Genomic DNA, 17,921 nt, shown 5'->3' with positions numbered 1-17,921 from the left:
AAGGAGCCGCAACAAGCGTCACAGATCGGCGTGGTATTCCTCTATCAACTGGCGCACGACCGCTTCGCCGCCTTTGCCCTCGGGGGCGTCGGCCCAGACTTTGCGCTGCCGGTCGGCGGAGGTGCCCTGTTTGACGAGATCGCGCAGGGCGCAGACCTCGTCCAAACAGCCAAGCGCCTCAGCGTCTTCGGCGATCAGGCCGATGATCTCTTCGAACAGTTGGTCGAAGGGTTTGAGGGTCGGCCCGCCAAAGTCGATCAGCGTCTCGTTCACGCCGTAGCGCTGCGCGCGCCAGCGGTTTTCCTCGATCAGGAAACGGTCATACTCACGCCAGCGCAGGTTGCTATCGCGCAGGCGCAGGAGGAAGCGCGCGATAGACTGGGTCAGACCCGCCAGCCCAAGCGCATGCGACAGGCGCGGCTGCACATCGCAAATGCGGCTTTCCAGCGTTGGGTAATGGGTCGAGGGCCGCAGGTCCCACCAGATTTTCGATTGGTCCGGAATGATGTGGAGGTCGATGAGCGTCTGGGTGCTGCGCTCATATTCGCTCCAACTGTGCAGCAGCGGGGGCAGCCCGGTGCGCGGCATGCTCTCCATCACGGCAAGTCGGTAGGATGCCAGCCCGGTGTCTTCACCTTGCCAGTAGGGCGAGGAAGCCGAAAGCGCCAACAGATGCGGGAGAAAGTAGGAGAACTGTGGCATCAGGTCGACGCGCAGGTCGTCGCCATCGATCCCCACATGGACATGCATCCCGCAACTCAGCATGCGCCGGGCCACGTCCCCCAGCTCGGTTTCGAGCTGGTCGTAGCGTTCCTTGTCGGTGGTGTGCTGGTGCTTCCAATCCGAGAAGGGGTGGCAGGAGACGGCCACGGGCGACAGGTTGTGCTTGGCGGCATGTTTGGAGATCGTGCTGCGCAGACGCTTCAGATCATCGCGGGCCTCGGCCACGGTCTTGCAGGGCTTGCTGCCGATCTCGATCTGGCATTGCAGCAGTTCCGGGCTGACCTGATCGCCGAGGTCCTTGCGGCAATCCTCCATCAGCCCTTCGGGGGTGTCAGCCAGCGCCAGTGAATCCTTGTCGACCAGAAGATATTCTTCTTCAATTCCGATGGTGAATTCTTTTTGCATGGCGCTGGCCTCGTTCTTTGAGGCCGACTGCCCGGGGGCAGCCGGCGTGATGATTTACTCCATCACGGGGATGGAGAACTCGCCACCCTCCTTGATGCCGCTCGGCCAACGGGCCGTGACGGTCTTGGTGCGGGTGTAGAACTTGAACGCATCCGGGCCGTGCTGGTTCAAATCGCCGAAGACGGATTTCTTCCAGCCGCCGAAGGTGTGGTAAGCCAGCGGCACCGGGATCGGCACGTTCACACCGACCATGCCGATGTTGATGCGGTTGGCGAAGTCCCGCGCCGCATCGCCGTCACGGGTGAAGATCGCCGTGCCGTTGCCGTATTCATGGTCCATCGCAAGGCCAAGCGCCTCTTCGTAGTCCTTGGCGCGGACGCAGGTCAGCACGGGGCCGAAGATTTCCTGCTGGTAGATGTCCATGTCCTTGGTCGCGCGGTCGAAGAGGTGCGGGCCGACGAAGTAACCGTTCTCGTAGCCCTGCAGTTTGAAGTCGCGCCCGTCGACGACAAGCTCCGCACCCTGATCGATGCCGGTCTGAACCAGACGTTCGATGTTGGCCTTGGCGGCGGCGGTGACCACGGGGCCGTAGTCCACATCGTTGCCCGCGGTGTAGGGGCCCACTTTCAGCTTTTCGATGCGCGGCACCAGCTTTTCGATCAGGCGGTCGGCGGTCTCCTCGCCCACCGGCACGGCGACCGAGATCGCCATGCAGCGTTCGCCCGCGGCACCGTAGCCTGCACCCACCAGCGCGTCGGCGGCCTGGTCGAGGTCGGCGTCGGGCATGATGATCATGTGGTTCTTGGCGCCGCCGAAGCACTGCACGCGTTTGCCGTTGGCACAGCCAGTGGCGTAGATGTACTCGGCGATCGGGGTGGAGCCGACGAAGCCAATGGACTGGATCACGTCGTGGTGCAGGATCGCGTCGACCGCTTCTTTGTCACCGTTGACGACCTGGATGATGCCCTTGGGCAGACCGGCTTCTTCCAGAAGTTCGGCCAGCATCAGCGGGACGGAGGGGTCACGCTCGGACGGTTTCAGGATGAAAGCGTTGCCGCAGGCGATGGCGGGGGCGAACATCCACATCGGGATCATGGCCGGGAAGTTGAAGGGTGTGATGCCCGCGGTGACACCCAGCGGTTGGCGCATGGAGTACATGTCGATGCCGGGGCCTGCGCTGTCGGTGAAGTCACCCTTCAGCAGTTCCGGCGCGCCGATGCAGTATTCCACCACTTCGAGGCCACGCTGCACGTCACCTGCGGCGTCGGGCAGGGTCTTGCCGTGTTCGCGGCTCAGCGCCTCGGCCAGCTTGTCCATGTCGCGGTTCAGCAGGGCCACGAATTTCATCAGCACGCGCGCGCGGCGCTGTGGGTTGGTGGCGGCCCATTTCGGCTGCGCGGCTTGGGCGTATTCCACGGCCTTGTTCAGCTCATCGCCATTGGCGAGCGGCACCTTGGCCTGCACCTCGCCGGTGGCGGGGTTCATCACGTCGGCAAAGCGCCCGGAGGTGCCCTTCACGTGTTCGCCGTTCAGGTAATGCGTCATCTCTTGCATGATCGGTCTCCTCTATGGTTGGCGGCACGATAGCCTTGCAAAAAGAACCGGAACAGAGGAAGGATGGCAAAACCGTCTTGCATTTTTGCAAAGCGTAGGAGGGCAGGTAGATGGATCAGAATTGGGATGACCTGCGGCTGTTTCTGGCCGTCGCACGAGAGGAAAGCCTGTCTGGCGCGGGCAAGCTGCTGCGGCTCGACCCCGCAACGCTGGGCCGCCGCATGGCACGGTTGGAAAAGGCGTTGCAGACCGTCCTCTTCGTGAAATCGCCGCAGGGCTATATGCTGACCGAAGCGGGGCGAGACCTCATGCAGCGGGCAGAGCGGGCCGAACAGGCGATGCGCGCGGCCACCGCCGGGGTGCAGGTGCAAAGCGATCAGCTATCGGGGCAGATCCGTGTCGGCGCGCCCGACGGGGCGGCGAACTATCTGCTGCCACAGGTCTGTGCGGCGATTGCCGCGAAGAACCCCGATCTGGACGTGCAGATCATTGCATTGCCGCGCGTTTTCAACCTGTCCCGGCGCGAGGCGGATATGGCCATCGGGGTGAGCGCGCCCACGGCGGGGCGGCTGGTGGTGCAGAAAGTGACGGACTACCACCTCCATCTCGCCGCCGCGGAAAGCTATCTGGCGCAGCATCCTGAGGTGACCGCCGTGGGCGATCTGCAAGGGCACCGGATGGTCGGCTATATCCCCGATATGATCTTTGACCGTGAGTTGGACTACCTTGCGGACCTTGGCATCAGCCGGGTGGCGCTGGCGTCGAATTCCGTCTCCGTGCAGGTGCGGATGATCCAGCAGGGCGGGGGGATTGGGGTCGCGCATGACTTCTCGCTTGCCGCGACGCAGGGGGTGCGGCGCATCCTTACCGATGCCGTGAGCCTCAAACGCGCCTTCTATCTGATCCGCCACGCCGATGACCGCCGCAACGCGCGGTTGGCGGCCTTTGCCGAGGCGCTGGCCACCGGACTGCGGGCCGAGACCGCGCGGCTGGAGGCGCTGACCTCGGGCCGGACTGCGCCAAAAGCTTGACAGAAAAGGATTTCGCGGTGACGCTGGAGGTGACTTTGCCCTGTACCCAAGGAGGCGCCAGATGCTCGTATCGCAGATTCTCAAGACCAAGCCCGATGACAAGGTGGTGACGGCCAAACCCGGATTGGCGATCTCCGAAGCGGCGGCGATGCTGGCCGAGAAACGGATCGGGACGCTGGTGATTTCGGCCGATGGCAAGACGCCGGATGGGATTCTGTCCGAGCGGGACATCGTGCGCGAGCTGGGCCGCGCGGGCGCGGGCTGTCTGGAGCAGGCGGCCGAAACCCTCATGACCCGCAAATTGGTGACCTGTAGCCGCGACGACCGGTCCGATGCGGTGCTGCAAAAGATGACCGATGGGCGGTTCCGCCATATGCCCGTGCTTGAGGACGGCGTGCTGGTGGGGCTGATCTCCCTCGGCGATGTGGTCAAAGCACAATTGCAAGAGTTGTCGATGGAGAAACAGGCCCTTGAAGGCATGATCATGGGCCACTGAAGCGGCCATTAAACTGTGGCCCCCGCCGACTGACGGCGGGGCAATGCTACCGCTAACCGACTTGCGCTTGGGGCGGTGAAATGATTGGCTGTGCCGCAACGCAGCAGATACGCAGGACAATTACATGCGCATAGCCCTTTACCCCGGTACGTTCGACCCGATCACGCTGGGGCATATCGACATCATCCGCCGCGCGGCCCGTATGGTCGACCGGCTGGTGATCGGCGTGGCCATCAACCGCGACAAGGGGCCGTTGTTCACCCTCGAAGAACGGGTCGCCTTGATCGAAGCGGAATGCGCGCAATTGGCCGAAGAGACCGGCGTCGAGATCGTGGTGCATCCTTTCGAAAACCTGCTCATTGACTGTGCCCGCGACGTGGGCGCCCAGACCATCGTGCGCGGCCTGCGCGCCGTGTCCGATTTCGAATATGAGTTCCAGATGGTCGGCATGAACCGGCAGTTGGACGATTCCATCGAGACGGTCTTCTTGATGGCCGAGGCCACTCATCAGGCGATTGCCAGCAAATTGGTGAAAGAGATCGCGCGGTTGGATGGGGATGTCAGCAAATTCGTGACGCCGGCGGTGAATAAGGTGCTGATTGAGCGGTTTTCGCAGAAGTAGCGTTTGGGGTGGTGAGTGGGCCGCGTGAGGCGCGGTTCTGCGAGGTATTTTTAAAAGGATGAAGGGGGAGGGGCGTGGCGCTTGATTGGTGGCCGCGTCCTTTTTGGGTTCTGTGGGGGGAGCGATTGGGGGGAGGTTACCGCCAGAAGGCCATCCATTCGATCAGCGCGAAGAGTTTTTTGCCGAGATAGATCATATGGTCGGCCCCATAGACATAGAGGTCGACCGCCATCGCCCCGGCGATGACGAGGGCCAGCACGATGGCGATGGGATTGGTCATAGTGTGGCTCCGGCCGGGGAATGGCCTGATATTACAGGCACATCCCCGCCGTGCAAGCCTCAGCCCAGTTTGCCCATGGCGACGGCAACATCGGCCATGCGCACCGAGAAGGCCCATTCATTGTCGTACCAGCCCAGCACGCGAACCGTGCGACCTGCCACGACGATGGTCTGGTCGGGGGCGAAGATGCAGCTTTCCTCAGTATGGTTGAAGTCGATGCTGACCTTCTGCTCGGGGTCGTAGGCCAGCACGCGTTTCATCGGGCCATCGGCGGCGGCGCGGGCGGCGGCGTTGATTTCCTCGACCGTCACGTCGCGGCTGGCTTGGAAAGTGAGGTCGACGGCGGAGACATTGGGGGTGGGCACGCGCATTGCGGTGCCGTCGAGTTTGCCCTTCAGCGCGGGCAGCACTTCGCCCAGGGCCTTGGCGGCGCCGGTGGAGGTGGGGATCAGCGCCATGGCGGCGGCGCGGGCGCGGTAGAGGTCGTTGTGGCGGCGGTCGAGCGTTGGCTGGTCGCCAGTGTAGCTGTGGATCGTGGTCATCAGACCGCTTTCGATGCCTACGGCCTCATGCATCACCTTGGCCAGCGGCGCGAGGCAGTTGGTGGTACAGGACCCGTTGGAGATCATTTGGTCGGAGACTTCGAGCTGGTCATCGTTGACGCCGTAGACGATGGTCTTATCGACGTTCTTACCGGGCGCCGAGAGGAGCACGCGTTTTGCGCCGTTTTCGAGGTGCACATTGGCCTTGTTGCCGTCGTTGAACTTGCCGGTGCATTCCAGCACCACGTCGCAGCCGGACCAGTCAAGCTCTTCGAGGTTGTAGGTCGACATCATCTCGATGTCGTTTTGGCCGAGGTTCATGTAGCCGTCGTCGATCTGAACCTCGCCCGGGAAACGGCCATGGACGGAATCGTATTTGATGAGATGCGCCGCGGTGCTGAGCGGGCCGGTGGCGTTGACCTTGATCACTTCGATATCATCGCGCCCCGAGGCCGCGATATGGCTGAGCGTGCAGCGGCCGATGCGGCCAAATCCGTTGATGCCAACTTTGATGGTCATGGTGCATTCCTTGTCTCGGGCCGCGCGGGTGGGGGCCGTATGTCGGGGTCGCGGGTTCTATATCCGGCAGGGGCGGTCAGGGGAAAGGGGCAAAACCAAATGATTTCCATATGTTAGCGTTAAACTTACATGTTAGCGGTAAAGGTCGCAGCGGCTTCGGACTTGCCAGATGGGCTGCACATGCTACTTCGGATGCAGCACGCAAAAAGGGGCAAGGAATGAGCGGTTTACTGGCACTTGTGGATGACGTGGCGGCCATCGCCAAGGTTGCAGCGGCGAGCGTGGATGACGTGATCGGGCAAGCGGCCAAGGCGGGCTCCAAAGCCGCGGGCGCGGTGATCGACGATGCCGCCGTGACGCCGAAATATCTGCATGGGTTCAAGGCCGAGCGTGAATTGCCGGTGATCTGGCGGATCACCAAAGGATCGTTGCGCAACAAGCTGGTCTATTTGCTGCCCGTAGGTCTGCTTTTGGCGAATTTCGCGCCATGGGCGATCCCGCCGCTTTTGATGCTGGGCGGGGCTTACCTGTGTTTCGAGGGGGCCGAAAAGGTCGCCCATGCGCTTGGTTGGGGGCATGGACATGAGGATTATCCCGATAAGGAGAAGGTGGTCGAAGACCCTGCGCAGTTGGAAGAGAAGAAGGCCGCAGGCGCGATCAAGACTGACTTTATCCTGTCGGCAGAGATCATGACCATTGCCCTTTCCGCGATCCCCGAAAGCAACTTTTGGATGGAAGCGGCGACGCTTGCGGCGGTGGCGGTCATGATCACCGTTGCGGTCTATGGCTCTGTCGCCCTGATCGTCAAAATGGACGATGTGGGTCTAGTGATGGCGAACAAGGGGCGTTTTGGCCTGACGCGGAGCCTGGGCCGCGGTCTGGTGCGCGGGATGCCGGGGTTTTTGAAGCTGCTCACCATCGTTGGCACGGCGGCCATGCTTTGGGTTGGCGGGTCGATCATCATTCACGGGTTGGAGCAGATGGGCTTTGCCGCGCCCTATAAATGGATCCACGACATCGCCGTGACCGTTGGCCATGCGGTTCCGGCTCAGTTCGAAGGGGCGGTCGAATGGATCACCACGGCGGGGATCGACGGGCTCTTTGGTTTGGCGCTTGGTCTGGTGCTGATCCCGATCGGGGAGAAGATCGTGACGCCGATCTGGCGCAAGGTGTTTCATAAGGCAGCCGTTTGAGAGCGACCTTGTCTCGCAAATGAAAAAGGGGGCGACGGATGAACCGTCGCCCCCTTTTTGTATTGTATGATCCGCAGATCAGAGCAGCGCTTTGGCCTTCTCTGCCACGTTCTCTGCGGTGAAGCCGAAGCGCTCGAAGAGTTCTTCCGCCGGGGCGGAGGCGCCGAAACGGTCCATGCCGACGAAGTCAGCCTTGCCGTATTTGCCACGCTCGCCAAAGAGCCACTGGTCCCAGCCCTGACGGGCACCGGCCTCGATCCCGACGCGCACGGCGCCGCCGGGCAGCACGCGCTTGCGGTAGGCTTCGTCCTGCGCGGCGAAGAGTTCCATGCACGGCATGGAGACGACGCGGGTGCCGATGCCTTCGGCTTGGAGCAGCTCGCGCGCGGCCAATGCGACATGCACCTCAGAGCCGGTGGCAATCAGGATCACCTGACGTTTGCCCTCGGCATCGGCCAGCACATAGGCGCCTTTCTCGGTGAGGTTGTTGTTTTTGTGCTCCAGGCGCACGGTGGGCAGGCCCTGACGGGTCAGCGACAGAACCGATGGCGTGGTTTTCGCGGTGAAGGCGATTTCCCAAGCCTCTGCCGTTTCCACCGCGTCGGCGGGGCGGAAGACGTAGGTGTTGGGTGTGGCACGGCTGATCGCCAGATGTTCGATCGGCTGGTGGGTCGGACCATCTTCACCAAGGCCGATGCTGTCATGGGTCATGACGAAGGCCGTGGGGATTTGCATCAAGGCCGCCAGACGCATCGCGGGGCGCGCATAGTCGGTGAAGCACATGAAGGTGCCGCCATAGGGGCGCAGGCCGCCGTGCAGCGCCATGCCGTTCATCGCCGCCGCCATGCCGTGTTCGCGAATGCCCCAGTAGACATAGCGCCCGCCGCGGTTGTCGGTGTCGAAGATGCCGAGATCGCTGGTCTTGGTGTTGTTCGAACCGGTCAGGTCCGCCGAGCCGCCAACGGTTTCCGGCAGGATCGGGTTCAGCACTTCGAGGGCTTTCTCGCTTGCCGCGCGGGTCGCCATCTTGGGCGCGCCTTCGGTGATCTGCTTTTTGAAGGCCTTGACCGTCGCGCTCATCTTTTTCGGCGCGTCGAGGGCGAGGGCACGGTTGAAGGTCTCGCGCTTGGCGCGGGGCAGTTTGTCGAAACGCTCTTCCCAGTCGCGGCGGGCATCGGCGCCGCGTTTGCCGATCTCTTCCCAAGCGGATTTCACGTCAGCGGGCACTTCGAAGGGGCCGGTGGTCCAGCCATAGGCGGCTTTGGCTTCGGCCATTTGGTCGGCGTCGGTCAGCGCGCCGTGGCCTTTCGAGGTGTCCTGCGCGGCGTGGCCGAGCGCGATATGCGTCTTACAGGCAATCATCGTGGGCAGGTCAGAGGCTTTCGCCTCGGTCAAGGCCGCGTCGATCTCATCAGGGTTGTGGCCGTCGATCTCAATCACATGCCAGCCTGCGGCCTTGAAGCGGGTGACCTGATCGGTGCTGTCCGACAGGGTGACGGGGCCGTCGATGGTGATGTTGTTGTTGTCCCACATCACGATGAGCTTGCTCAGCTTGTGACGGCCGGCCAGCGTGATTGCCTCTTGGCTGACGCCTTCCATCAGGCAGCCGTCGCCAGCGATGACATAGGTGTAATGGTCCACGACCTTTGCCCCGTACTGCGCGCGCAGCATCTCTTCGGCCATGGCGAAACCGACGGAGTTGGCGATGCCTTGGCCCAGCGGGCCGGTGGTGGTCTCAATCGCATCGGCGAGGAAGTTCTCTGGGTGGCCCGCGGTGCGCGCGCCCATTTGGCGGAAGTTCTTCAACTCTTCGATGGGAAATTGCTCATAGCCGGTCAGGTGCAGCAGCGAATAAAGCAGCATGGAGCCGTGGCCTGCCGACAGGATGAAGCGGTCGCGGTCGGGCCAAAGCGGGTTGGACGCGTCGAACTTCAGGTGCTTCTCAAAGAGGACGGTGGCCACATCGGCCATGCCCATCGGCATGCCGGAGTGGCCGGAATTGGCGGCGGCCACGGCATCGAGGGTCAGCGCGCGAATGGCGGTGGCCTTGGACCAGTGGTCGGGGTTTGCGCTTGCGAGGGCTGTCAGATCCACGGGGGCTTCCTTTGGGGCTGTGGCAGATTGGGCTCGTGCATACCAGCGATGGGGCAAAGTTCAAGCACAACTGGGGTGCGCGGGCGGGTCCGGGGCGGCCCATAGCGGGGGCGAGAGTGAACTTGGCGGCTCAAGTCGCTGAAACGAAAGGGGGGGCGCAATTTGAGCGCGCTTTGGCTAGGATTGCGAAAACCGGCTGATACGGGCGATTCGCGCGCGTGACATTGGGCGGGGCGCGCGCTATCTGCGGGACGGGCCGCCGCAACAGGGCGCAGCCCGGGGCACGGCAGGCGAAAACGCCGCCGAGAGAGCAGGACGAGTGAGGAGAATTCATGCGGATGAGTGAACTTGAAGACTATCAGCGCCGCATCACGGCCGCGATGGACCAGATGGCCAAGGGGGTGGACCGGCTGAGCGCCGCGCCCGCAGAGCCGGATGAGGATATTGTGCAGGCCTTGGAAGAGGAGCGTCAAGCCAACGCTCAGCTGACCGACCGGGTCAAGACGCTGAAGGAAAGCCATAAGGACGAATTGAACGACCTGCGCGCGCAGATGGACTTCAACAACGACCGGGTGACCCAGCTTGATATGGACGTGCAGCGTCTGCGTCAGGCGAATGAGCAGCTGTCGGCGGCTTGCGAGCAGTTGCGGCTGGCCAATGCGGAGGGGCTGGCCGATCCCAAACTGATCGACACCGCCGTGATTGCAGAGTTGGAGAGCCTGCGCGCCACCCGCGCGATCGAGATGGCCGAGATCGACGCGGTATTGACCGCGCTGGCCCCCTTGGTCGAAGAAGGCGAGCCGGAAGTTGAAGCTGCGGATGAAACGGGGGCAGAGGCCAAAGCCGAAGCGCCCGCGCACGAGAGCGCTGCGCAAGACGACAGCGCCGAAGAAGAACCCAAGTCAGGAGGGGCCGACTGATGCCCGAGGTACGGATCACCATTGGCGGCCGCCATTTCGAAGTCGCCTGTCAGGAGGGTGAAGAAAGCTATCTGCAAGCCGCCGCCAAGATGCTGGACGACGAAGCCCGCGTGCTGAGCGATCAGGTGGGCCGCATGCCCGAGGCGCGGATGTTGCTGATGGCGGGCCTGCTTTTGGCCGACAAGACCGCCAGCGTCGAGGATCGCATCGCAGAGCTGCGCGCGGAACTGGCCGAGCGTGAGGCCGAACTCACCAGCCTGCGCAACGTCAAGGTCGAGCCTGAGCGGATCGAAGTGCCGGTGGTGCCGCAGGGGGTGAAAGACACCCTTGCTGAAATCGCCGCCCGGGCCGAGGCGCTGGCCGCCGAGATCGAGGAGAAGGCGGGCAAATGAGCCGGGTCCTCAGGGCAGCCTTTTGCGCGCTGCTCTGGGCCGCGCCTGCGGGCGCCGAAACCTCCGCCGCTACTTACATTTGTGAGCGCGGGGTTTCGGTGCCGGTGGTCTATGTGCCCGGTGCCGATCCGGGCGTGGTGGTGCTCTATGTCGAGGGGCGGTTGATCCAGTTGGGCCGCCTGCCGTCCGCCTCTGGCGCGCGCTATGGCTGGCCCTCGGACGGCGCGGGCTATGAGTGGTGGGAGCATCAGGGCCGCGCTTCGCTGGCTTGGCGGGCAACGACCGATGGCGAAGTGACCCCGATCTACACTGACTGTTTGCCGCAAGATTGAAGGGGCGGGATTGCGGCGCGGGCTGCAATATGCTCTGGGGGGCGCGAAAAGTGCCCCTTTCGACGCGACCACCAAACGCGCCCTACGGGGCGACCACCTAACGCGCCCCTACGGGGCGACCCTCCATGACGCAAAATCAGGAAGCCCTCAGATGACCACCAAACCCCGCATCATCATCTCAAGTGACCACGCCGACATCGCCCTGCGCCAAGACATCGCGCGCCATGTGGTCGAACGCGGGTTCACTGTCGAAGACATCGGCCCCGCGACGGCGGAAAGCACCGATTACCCCAAACATGGCGAAGCCGCCGCACGGCGCATCGTGGCGGGGGAGTTCGATCTGGGCATTCTGATCTGCGGCACGGGGCAGGGCATCATGATGGCGGCCAACAAGGTCAAGGGCATCCGCTGCGGCGTGTGCAGCGATACCTTCTCGGCCAAGATGATCCGGGCGCATAACGACGCGAATATGCTGTCGATGGGCGCGCGGGTGATCGGCGGCGGTCTCGCGCTTGAGATCGTGGATGCCTTTCTCGACACCGAATTCGAAGGCGGGCGGCATGGCCGCCGTGTCGATATGATCACGGCCATCGAAGACTGAGCTGCCCCCCGGCCTTACATACAAAAACACCCCGGAGCGCGAAACCGCTCCGGGGTGTTTTGTTTGACGCGGGCGCCCGGCTTAGCCGTTGGCTTCGCGGATCTTGTCGGCGGCTTCCTTGTCGAAGGCGACGCCGTTCTCGTCGAACAGGGTGTCCAACTCGCCCGACAGCGTCATCTCGGTGATGATGTCGCAGCCGCCGACGAATTCGCCTTTGACGTAAAGCTGCGGGATGGTTGGCCAGTCGGAGAAATCCTTGATCCCTTGGCGCAGGTTCTCATCTGCCAGCACGTTCACGTCGCTGTAGTTCACGCCCATGTAGTTCAGCACCCCGGCCACGCGGCTGGAGAAGCCGCACTGCGGCATTTCTTTCGTGCCTTTCATAAACAGAACCACGTCATTCTCGGTGATCTGTTCCTTAATCTGGCTTGCGGCATCGCTCATGTCATTCGTCCTTCGTATCTGGTTTCTTGAACGCAGCGTGATAGCGCCGCGCATAGGTTTCATCGTCGGCCCAGGGTTTGACCTCAACTTCGGCCCCGCCGAGGAAAAAGCCGCCCCGTTTCTTGGTCCAATTCGTATGCCCGCGCTCTAGGCTTTCGTTGCGCCGCGCGGTGCGGGCCACGGCATCCAAATCCAGCGCCTCCATCCCCAGCGGCACCTTGCCGGTCTCAGGCCGGGGTGGCTGGCGCTGCGACAGCGGCACATGCTGGCCGCGCCGGGCGCGGTGCTGGGCATAGGCGGTGGCGGCGATCCCGCCCACGACAGCCGCAGCGACCCAGCCCCACATGGTTAGTCCGGGGTCCGGGTGGTCAGCGCCAGCGCGTGCAATTCGCCGTTTGACCCGTCCATCTTGCCCTTGAGGGCCGCATAGACGGCGCGCTGCTGTTGGACCCGGTTCATGCCGCGAAAGCTTTCGTCCACGACCATGGCCGCCATATGCACGCCATCATTGCCTTCGACGGTGATCTTGGCATCCGGAAAGGACGCGCGGATCAAATCTTCGATTTCGCTGGCTTGCATGGGCATGGGGTGGCTCCGGCTGTTGTGAGTGCTTGGGCTAGATGTAGTGCCGCAGGCCACGGCGTGCAAGGCGAAGCCGAAGGCCGGATCGGCCATTGACCTTTGCCCCTATTGCGACACACTTTGCGCCCTCACGTTGAAAGGACAACCGATGGACCGGATCCCCGAACAAGCGCTCGACTGGGCCGAAGCCGGACAGCCCGTGGCCCTTGCCACGGTGGTGGAGACATGGGGTTCCGCCCCCCGGCGCGCTGGCGCGCAATTGGTCGTGGCGGGCGATGGCACGATGATGGGGTCCGTCTCGGGCGGTTGCGTCGAAGGGGCGGTGGTGGTCGAGGCTTTGGAGGCGCTGGAGGATGGCCGCACGCGGCTGTTGGAATATGGCGTCAGCGATGGCGATGCCTTTGCCGTGGGGCTGGCCTGCGGCGGCACGATCAAGGTGCTGGTGGAGCCGGTGGGGTCGGAGGCGCTGAGCCTCGAGATGCTGCGCGAATTGGTGGCAAGGCGCGCGGCCCGTAAGCCGGTGGCCTATGAGGTGGCGTTGGACGGCAGCGACCGTCGGCTGACAGAGGCGGGGCATGACGACCGCTTTCGCCGCGACCGCTCTGGCGTCGAGGATGACACAGGGCGGTTCATCGCCATCCACAACCCGCCGCTGCGGCTGGTGATCGTGGGCGCCGTGCATATCGCGCAGCATCTGGTGCGCATGGCGACAGAGGCGGGGTTCGACCCGATCGTCGTCGACCCGCGGGAGGCTTTTGGCTCACCCGCCCGCTTCCCTGATTGCCAAGTGGTGAACGATTGGCCCGACGCCGCCCTGCGGGAGATCGGGGTTGATGCGCGTACCGCCGTGGTCTTGCTGACCCATGACCCGAAACTCGACGATCCGGCGCTGCATGTGGCGCTCGGGTCCGGGGCTTTCTATATCGGCGCGCTCGGCTCGACCCGGACGCAGGCCAGCAGGCTTGATCGGCTGGCGGAAGCAGGTGTGGCGGCAGAGCAAGCGGCGCGTATCCACGGGCCGGTCGGCCTCGATATCGGTGCGGCCAGCCCAGCTGAAATCGCCGTGTCGATCCTTGCCCAGATGATCCAAAGCCTGCGCCGACCATGAGGTTTGGCCCGGTCCCTCTAAGCGCGGCTTTGGGCGCGACGCTGGCCCATTCCGTCGCGGTGACGGCGGGGCGGCTGCGCAAGGGCCGCGTGCTGACCCAAGAGGATATCGCAGCACTGGAAGGCGCAGGCATCGAAGAGGTGATCGTCGCCCGGCTCGGCCCCGGTGATATTGACGAGAACGCAGGTGCCGCGCGATTGGCCGAAAGCCTCTGCGGTTCGGGCCTGCGGATGTCAAAACCCTTTACCGGGCGGGTGAACCTGCTGGCCGATGGGCCGGGGGTGGTGGTGATGGACCGCGCGGCGCTTGAGGCGGTCAATGCGGTGGACCCGATGATCACGCTGGCCACCGTGCCACCCTATCAGCAGATGGGCGAGAGCGGCATGGTGGCGACGATCAAGATCATCTCCTACGCCCTGCCTGAAAGCACAGTCGAGGCCGCCTGCGCGGCGGCGGGAGAGGGCGCCTTGCGCCTCGCGCCGCCTGTGCTGCGCGATGCCACGCTGATCATCACAGACGTGCCCGGCGGGGCCGGGGACAAGGGCCGCGCCGCGGTGGAGGGGCGGTTGAAAGCGCTCAACGTGACCCTTCGCGATGTCGTAACCGTTCCCCACCGTAGCGCCCCGCTGGCCGAGGCGATTGCGGCGGCAGAGACCGATCTGGTCTTGATCCTCACCGCCTCCGCCACGTCGGACATCAATGACGTCGCCCCCTCCGCCCTGCGCGCGGCGGGGGGCGAGGTGACGCGCTTTGGCATGCCGGTCGATCCGGGCAATCTGCTCTTTCTCGGCCAACTTGGCGCCCGCGCCGTGATCGGCCTGCCGGGCTGCGCCCGTTCGCCCGCGCTCAACGGGGCGGATTGGGTGCTGTCGCGGCTGGTCTGCGGTATTCCCGTCACCAGCGCGGATATCGCGGCGATGGGGGTGGGCGGCTTGCTGAAAGAGATCCCCACGCGCCCGCAGCCGCGCAACCCCGGCAAAAGCGCGGGCAACGGCTGAGGCAAAACCTTAGGAAAATATATGTTCTCAACTAGGGCTTGTCGTGCTTAACTGATCTCAACAAGCGTCAGACTGGGAGGAAGAACATGACACAGGTCAAGATGACCGTGAACGGCAAACCCGCGTCGGGAGAGGTCGAGGGCCGCACGCTGCTGGTGCATTTCCTGCGCGATGATCTGGAACTGACCGGCACCCATGTGGGCTGCGACACCAGCCAATGCGGCGCCTGTGTGGTCCATGTGAACGGCAATGCGGTCAAAGCCTGCACCATGTTCGCGGTCGAGGCCGATGGCGCCGAAGTCGAGACCATCGAAGGGCAGGCGGCCCCCGATGGCACGCTCAGCACCATCCAACAGGCGTTTCAAGATCACCACGGGCTGCAATGCGGCTTTTGCACGCCGGGGATGGTGATGTCGGCGGCGGCCCTGCTCAAGGAAAACCCGAAACCTTCGGAGGCCGAGGTACGCCATTACCTTGACGGCAACATCTGCCGCTGCACCGGCTACCACAATATCGTCAAAGCGATCATGGCGGCCAGCGGCCAAGAGGTCAGCGCGCTGGCGGCAGAGTAACGGCGTCACGCCGGGCAGGCCGGTGATGGCGGAGGGAGGACCGCCAGAACCGGAGGCCGCGTGACGGATCAGGTGCATCGCACCGCCACCAAACGGGAGGATATTATGCCAAAGGATTTTGAACCGACGAGCGGCATTGGGGCCAGCAGCAAACGGCGGGAGGATGTGCGCTTTCTCACCGGGGCGGGGCGCTATACCGATGACATCAACCTGCGCCGCCAGACCCATGTGTTTTTCCTGCGCTCGGATGTGGCCCATGGGCGGCTGACCGGGGTCGATACCTCTGCCGCCGAAGACATGCCCGGCGTGCTGAAGATTTTCACCGGCGCGGATTTCGCCGAAGTGGGCGGGATGCCCTGCGGCTGGCAGATCACCGACAAACACGGCCAACCCATGCAGGAGCCGAAACACCCCGTGCTGGCCCATGAAAAGGTCCGCCATGTGGGCGAGCCCATCGCCGCCGTGGTGGCCGAAACGCTGGCACAGGCCCGGGACGCCGCCGAGGCGATTGTCGTCGATATCGACGAGTTGCCCGCCGTGGTGAACATGAAAGACGCGGTGAAAGACGATGCGCCCAAGGTGCATGACGACCTGACCAGCAACCTCTGCTACGACTGGGGTTTCGTGGAAGAGAATAAGGAGGCGGTGAACAAAGCCTTTGACGAGGCCGCCCATGTCACCACGTTGGAACTGGTCAACAACCGCCTCGTCGCCAACCCGATGGAGCCGCGCGTCGCCATCGGTGACTACAACCGCTCGGACGGGGAACACACGCTCTATACCACCAGCCAGAACCCGCATGTGATCCGCCTGCTGATGGGCGCCTTCGTGCTGGGCATCCCCGAGCACAAGCTGCGCGTGGTGGCACCTGACGTGGGCGGCGGCTTCGGCACCAAGATCTTCCATTATCAGGAAGAGGCCTTCTGCACCTTCGCCGCCAAGGCGGTGGGGCGTCCGGTGAAATGGACGTCGAGCCGGTCGGAAGCCTTCATGTCCGACGCCCATGGCCGCGACCATGTGACCAAGATCGAACTGGCGCTGGATGCAGAGAACAACTTCACCGCCCTGCGCACCGATACCTATGCCAATATGGGGGCCTACCTGTCGACCTTCGCGCCTTCGGTGCCGACTTGGCTGCACGGCACGCTCATGGCGGGGAACTATAAAACGCCGCTGATCTACGTGAACGTTAAGGCGGTCTTTACCAATACCGTGCCAGTAGATGCCTATCGCGGGGCCGGTCGGCCCGAGGCGACCTATCAGTTGGAGCGTTTGATCGACAAGGCCGCGCATGAGTTGCAGGTCGACCCGATCAAACTGCGCCGCCAAAACTTCGTGACGGAGTTTCCCTATGCCACCCCGGTGGCGGTGGAATATGACACGGGCGATTACAACGCCACGATGGACAAGCTCGAAGAGATCGCTGACCACGCGGGTTTTGAAGCGCGGCGCCGTGAGAGTGAGGCGAAGGGCAAGCTGCGCGGCTTCGGCGTGAACTGCTATATCGAGGCCTGCGGCATTGCCCCGTCGAACCTTGTGGGCCAACTCGGCGCGCGGGCAGGGCTCTATGAAAGCGCGACGGTGCGGGTCAACGCCACCGGCGGGCTGGTCGTGATGACCGGCAGTCACAGCCACGGGCAGGGGCATGAGACCTCATTCGCGCAGGTGGTGGCCGATATGATCGGCATCGACGAGAATATGGTCGAGATCGTCCATGGCGACACCTCTAAGGTGCCGATGGGCATGGGCACCTATGGCTCGCGCTCGCTGGCCGTGGGCGGCAGCGCCATGGTGCGCGCGACCGAAAAGATTATCGCCAAGGCCAAGAAGATCGCAAGCCACCTGCTCGAAGCCTCGGAAGCGGATATCGAGTTGAAGGATGGGGCCTTTAGCGTTGCGGGGACGGATAAATCCGTGGCTTGGGGCGATGTGACGCTTGCCGCCTATGTGCCGCATAACTACCCGTTGGAAGAGATCGAACCGGGGCTTGAGGAAACTGCCTTTTATGACCCGTCGAACTTCACCTATCCAGCGGGGGCCTATGCCTGCGAGGTCGAGTTGGACCCCGAAACCGGCCATGTCACTGTCGAACGTTTCACCGCTGCCGATGATTTTGGCAATGTGGTGAACCCGATGATCGTGACGGGCCAAGTCCACGGCGGTCTGGCCCAAGGTATCGGTCAAGCGCTGTTGGAGAACTGCGCCTACGATGAAGACGGCCAACTCCTCAGCGCGTCCTACATGGATTACGCCATGCCGCGCGCCAGCGATTTGCCGTTCTATGACGTGGATCACTCCTGCCAGACGCCCTGCACCCACAACCCCTTGGGCGTGAAAGGCTGCGGGGAGGCGGGGGCCATCGGCTCGCCGCCTGCGGTGGTTAACGCGGTCCTTCACGCCATGCGCTCGGGCGGGAAGGACATCGGCCATATCGACATGCCGGTCAGCCCCGCGCGGGTCTGGGAGGCGATGAATGGCTAAGGGCCTGCTGAAGATTGGTTTGAGAAAAGAGG

The 17,921-nt window shown here is 63.5% G+C and carries 20 protein-coding genes; 12 read left to right on the top strand and 8 right to left on the bottom strand.

The annotated features are described in order from the left end of the window. Nucleotides 1-18: 18 nt before the first annotated feature. Both ACGYK2_RS02330 and ACGYK2_RS02325 read right to left on the bottom strand, forming a co-directional pair. The gene (locus ACGYK2_RS02330; RefSeq protein WP_271687085.1) at nucleotides 19-1,128 is read right to left on the bottom strand and encodes a carboxylate-amine ligase; all 1,110 of its coding nucleotides are present in this window, start codon (nucleotides 1,126-1,128) and stop codon (nucleotides 19-21) included. Between the two features lie 54 nt (nucleotides 1,129-1,182). Continuing rightward, nucleotides 1,183-2,682: a CoA-acylating methylmalonate-semialdehyde dehydrogenase gene (locus ACGYK2_RS02325; RefSeq protein WP_067265442.1), complete on the bottom strand. Its 1,500-nt coding sequence runs from the start codon at nucleotides 2,680-2,682 to the stop codon at nucleotides 1,183-1,185. A gap of 110 nt (nucleotides 2,683-2,792) precedes the next feature. On the opposite strand from ACGYK2_RS02325, the gene ACGYK2_RS02320 reads away from it, so the two are divergent. The 3 genes from ACGYK2_RS02320 to coaD all read left to right on the top strand — a co-directional run bounded on the left by ACGYK2_RS02320 (nucleotide 2,793) and on the right by coaD (nucleotide 4,831). Then, complete coding sequence (locus tag ACGYK2_RS02320; RefSeq protein WP_271687086.1) at nucleotides 2,793-3,713, top strand: LysR family transcriptional regulator; 921 nt, start codon at nucleotides 2,793-2,795, stop codon at nucleotides 3,711-3,713. A 61-nt stretch (nucleotides 3,714-3,774) separates the two neighbouring features. After that, on the top strand, nucleotides 3,775-4,209 hold the full coding sequence (locus tag ACGYK2_RS02315; protein WP_271687088.1) for a CBS domain-containing protein: 435 nt from the start codon (nucleotides 3,775-3,777) through the stop codon (nucleotides 4,207-4,209). Between the two features lie 124 nt (nucleotides 4,210-4,333). Further along, on the top strand, nucleotides 4,334-4,831 hold the full coding sequence (gene coaD, locus ACGYK2_RS02310) for a pantetheine-phosphate adenylyltransferase (protein WP_168613531.1): 498 nt from the start codon (nucleotides 4,334-4,336) through the stop codon (nucleotides 4,829-4,831). A 136-nt stretch (nucleotides 4,832-4,967) separates the two neighbouring features. Here the strand turns inward: coaD and ACGYK2_RS02305 are convergent, their stop codons facing one another. Next, on the bottom strand, nucleotides 4,968-5,111 hold the full coding sequence (locus tag ACGYK2_RS02305; RefSeq protein WP_169306043.1) for a hypothetical protein: 144 nt from the start codon (nucleotides 5,109-5,111) through the stop codon (nucleotides 4,968-4,970). A 59-nt stretch (nucleotides 5,112-5,170) separates the two neighbouring features. Further along, nucleotides 5,171-6,172 (bottom strand): type I glyceraldehyde-3-phosphate dehydrogenase, encoded by a 1,002-nt coding sequence (gap, locus tag ACGYK2_RS02300; protein ID WP_271687089.1) that lies wholly within the window; start codon nucleotides 6,170-6,172, stop codon nucleotides 5,171-5,173. A 218-nt stretch (nucleotides 6,173-6,390) separates the two neighbouring features. Here gap and ACGYK2_RS02295 point away from each other — a divergent pair, with 218 nt between their 5' ends. Beyond that, nucleotides 6,391-7,365, top strand: coding sequence for a DUF808 domain-containing protein (locus ACGYK2_RS02295; protein WP_271687090.1), 975 nt, complete (start codon nucleotides 6,391-6,393; stop codon nucleotides 7,363-7,365). Between the two features lie 78 nt (nucleotides 7,366-7,443). On the opposite strand, the gene tkt is transcribed toward ACGYK2_RS02295, so the two are convergent. Continuing rightward, nucleotides 7,444-9,459 (bottom strand): transketolase, encoded by a 2,016-nt coding sequence (gene tkt / locus ACGYK2_RS02290; RefSeq protein WP_271687091.1) that lies wholly within the window; start codon nucleotides 9,457-9,459, stop codon nucleotides 7,444-7,446. Between the two features lie 332 nt (nucleotides 9,460-9,791). Here tkt and ACGYK2_RS02285 point away from each other — a divergent pair, with 332 nt between their 5' ends. The 4 genes from ACGYK2_RS02285 (at nucleotide 9,792) to rpiB (ending at nucleotide 11,704) form a co-directional block, all read left to right on the top strand. Further along, nucleotides 9,792-10,379, top strand: coding sequence for a hypothetical protein (locus ACGYK2_RS02285; RefSeq protein WP_271687092.1), 588 nt, complete (start codon nucleotides 9,792-9,794; stop codon nucleotides 10,377-10,379). Continuing rightward, nucleotides 10,379-10,771, top strand: a complete 393-nt coding sequence (locus ACGYK2_RS02280; protein WP_067268217.1) for a cell division protein ZapA — start codon at nucleotides 10,379-10,381, stop codon at nucleotides 10,769-10,771. The genes ACGYK2_RS02285 and ACGYK2_RS02280 overlap by 1 nt, the downstream gene beginning before the upstream one ends. Further along, nucleotides 10,768-11,103: an MliC family protein gene (locus ACGYK2_RS02275; RefSeq protein ID WP_271687094.1), complete on the top strand. Its 336-nt coding sequence runs from the start codon at nucleotides 10,768-10,770 to the stop codon at nucleotides 11,101-11,103. The genes ACGYK2_RS02280 and ACGYK2_RS02275 overlap by 4 nt, the downstream gene beginning before the upstream one ends. Before the next feature lie 151 nt (nucleotides 11,104-11,254). Beyond that, entirely contained in the window at nucleotides 11,255-11,704 is a 450-nt protein-coding gene (rpiB, locus tag ACGYK2_RS02270) for a ribose 5-phosphate isomerase B (RefSeq protein WP_271687095.1), read from the top strand. Between the two features lie 81 nt (nucleotides 11,705-11,785). Here the strand turns inward: rpiB and grxD are convergent, their stop codons facing one another. From grxD to ACGYK2_RS02255, 3 genes are read right to left on the bottom strand one after another with little or no spacing between them, the layout of a single operon-like run. Continuing rightward, nucleotides 11,786-12,148 (bottom strand): Grx4 family monothiol glutaredoxin, encoded by a 363-nt coding sequence (gene grxD / locus ACGYK2_RS02265; protein ID WP_209217636.1) that lies wholly within the window; start codon nucleotides 12,146-12,148, stop codon nucleotides 11,786-11,788. 1 nt (nucleotide 12,149) lies between these two features. Then, complete coding sequence (locus ACGYK2_RS02260) at nucleotides 12,150-12,494, bottom strand: hypothetical protein (protein WP_271687096.1); 345 nt, start codon at nucleotides 12,492-12,494, stop codon at nucleotides 12,150-12,152. Nucleotides 12,495-12,496: 2 nt separating this feature from the next. Next, nucleotides 12,497-12,733 (bottom strand): BolA family protein, encoded by a 237-nt coding sequence (locus ACGYK2_RS02255; protein ID WP_067268222.1) that lies wholly within the window; start codon nucleotides 12,731-12,733, stop codon nucleotides 12,497-12,499. 145 nt (nucleotides 12,734-12,878) lie between these two features. On the opposite strand from ACGYK2_RS02255, the gene ACGYK2_RS02250 reads away from it, so the two are divergent. The 4 genes from ACGYK2_RS02250 (at nucleotide 12,879) to ACGYK2_RS02235 (ending at nucleotide 17,889) form a co-directional block, all read left to right on the top strand. Then, on the top strand, nucleotides 12,879-13,838 hold the full coding sequence (locus ACGYK2_RS02250; RefSeq protein ID WP_271687098.1) for an XdhC family protein: 960 nt from the start codon (nucleotides 12,879-12,881) through the stop codon (nucleotides 13,836-13,838). Next, nucleotides 13,835-14,836: a molybdopterin-binding protein gene (locus ACGYK2_RS02245; RefSeq protein WP_271687099.1), complete on the top strand. Its 1,002-nt coding sequence runs from the start codon at nucleotides 13,835-13,837 to the stop codon at nucleotides 14,834-14,836. The genes ACGYK2_RS02250 and ACGYK2_RS02245 overlap by 4 nt, the downstream gene beginning before the upstream one ends. 86 nt (nucleotides 14,837-14,922) lie before the next feature. Then, nucleotides 14,923-15,408 carry a (2Fe-2S)-binding protein gene (locus ACGYK2_RS02240; protein ID WP_067268228.1) on the top strand — a complete coding sequence of 162 codons (486 nt, stop codon included), beginning with the start codon at nucleotides 14,923-14,925 and terminating at the stop codon, nucleotides 15,406-15,408. Between the two features lie 105 nt (nucleotides 15,409-15,513). Beyond that, the gene (locus ACGYK2_RS02235; RefSeq protein ID WP_271689957.1) at nucleotides 15,514-17,889 is read left to right on the top strand and encodes a xanthine dehydrogenase family protein molybdopterin-binding subunit; all 2,376 of its coding nucleotides are present in this window, start codon (nucleotides 15,514-15,516) and stop codon (nucleotides 17,887-17,889) included. Nucleotides 17,890-17,921: the final 32 nt, after the last annotated feature.

The sequence above is a fragment of the Sulfitobacter sp. 1A10359 genome (assembly GCF_043558145.1).
Lineage (GTDB): Bacteria > Pseudomonadota > Alphaproteobacteria > Rhodobacterales > Rhodobacteraceae > Sulfitobacter > Sulfitobacter faviae.
The sequence above is the reverse complement of the archived record's forward strand: the minus strand, read 5'-3'. Positions and strand labels throughout refer to the sequence as shown.

Excerpts from the sequence above, each read along its gene's own strand:
- ACGYK2_RS02320 (WP_271687086.1), top strand. The coding sequence starts at position 2,793 with ATGGATCAGAATTGGGATGACCTGCGGCTGTTTCTGGCCGTCGCACGA.
- coaD (WP_168613531.1), top strand. The coding sequence starts at position 4,334 with ATGCGCATAGCCCTTTACCCCGGTACGTTCGACCCGATCACGCTGGGG.
- ACGYK2_RS02250 (WP_271687098.1), top strand. The coding sequence starts at position 12,879 with ATGGACCGGATCCCCGAACAAGCGCTCGACTGGGCCGAAGCCGGACAG.
- ACGYK2_RS02305 (WP_169306043.1), bottom strand. The coding sequence starts at position 5,111 with ATGACCAATCCCATCGCCATCGTGCTGGCCCTCGTCATCGCCGGGGCG.
- gap (WP_271687089.1), bottom strand. The coding sequence starts at position 6,172 with ATGACCATCAAAGTTGGCATCAACGGATTTGGCCGCATCGGCCGCTGC.
- ACGYK2_RS02285 (WP_271687092.1), top strand. The coding sequence starts at position 9,792 with ATGCGGATGAGTGAACTTGAAGACTATCAGCGCCGCATCACGGCCGCG.
- ACGYK2_RS02240 (WP_067268228.1), top strand. The coding sequence starts at position 14,923 with ATGACACAGGTCAAGATGACCGTGAACGGCAAACCCGCGTCGGGAGAG.
- ACGYK2_RS02315 (WP_271687088.1), top strand. The coding sequence starts at position 3,775 with ATGCTCGTATCGCAGATTCTCAAGACCAAGCCCGATGACAAGGTGGTG.
- ACGYK2_RS02280 (WP_067268217.1), top strand. The coding sequence starts at position 10,379 with ATGCCCGAGGTACGGATCACCATTGGCGGCCGCCATTTCGAAGTCGCC.
- ACGYK2_RS02295 (WP_271687090.1), top strand. The coding sequence starts at position 6,391 with ATGAGCGGTTTACTGGCACTTGTGGATGACGTGGCGGCCATCGCCAAG.
- ACGYK2_RS02325 (WP_067265442.1), bottom strand. The coding sequence starts at position 2,682 with ATGCAAGAGATGACGCATTACCTGAACGGCGAACACGTGAAGGGCACC.
- ACGYK2_RS02245 (WP_271687099.1), top strand. The coding sequence starts at position 13,835 with ATGAGGTTTGGCCCGGTCCCTCTAAGCGCGGCTTTGGGCGCGACGCTG.
- grxD (WP_209217636.1), bottom strand. The coding sequence starts at position 12,148 with ATGAGCGATGCCGCAAGCCAGATTAAGGAACAGATCACCGAGAATGAC.
- ACGYK2_RS02260 (WP_271687096.1), bottom strand. The coding sequence starts at position 12,494 with ATGTGGGGCTGGGTCGCTGCGGCTGTCGTGGGCGGGATCGCCGCCACC.
- ACGYK2_RS02275 (WP_271687094.1), top strand. The coding sequence starts at position 10,768 with ATGAGCCGGGTCCTCAGGGCAGCCTTTTGCGCGCTGCTCTGGGCCGCG.
- ACGYK2_RS02330 (WP_271687085.1), bottom strand. The coding sequence starts at position 1,128 with ATGCAAAAAGAATTCACCATCGGAATTGAAGAAGAATATCTTCTGGTC.
- ACGYK2_RS02235 (WP_271689957.1), top strand. The coding sequence starts at position 15,514 with ATGCCAAAGGATTTTGAACCGACGAGCGGCATTGGGGCCAGCAGCAAA.
- rpiB (WP_271687095.1), top strand. The coding sequence starts at position 11,255 with ATGACCACCAAACCCCGCATCATCATCTCAAGTGACCACGCCGACATC.
- ACGYK2_RS02255 (WP_067268222.1), bottom strand. The coding sequence starts at position 12,733 with ATGCCCATGCAAGCCAGCGAAATCGAAGATTTGATCCGCGCGTCCTTT.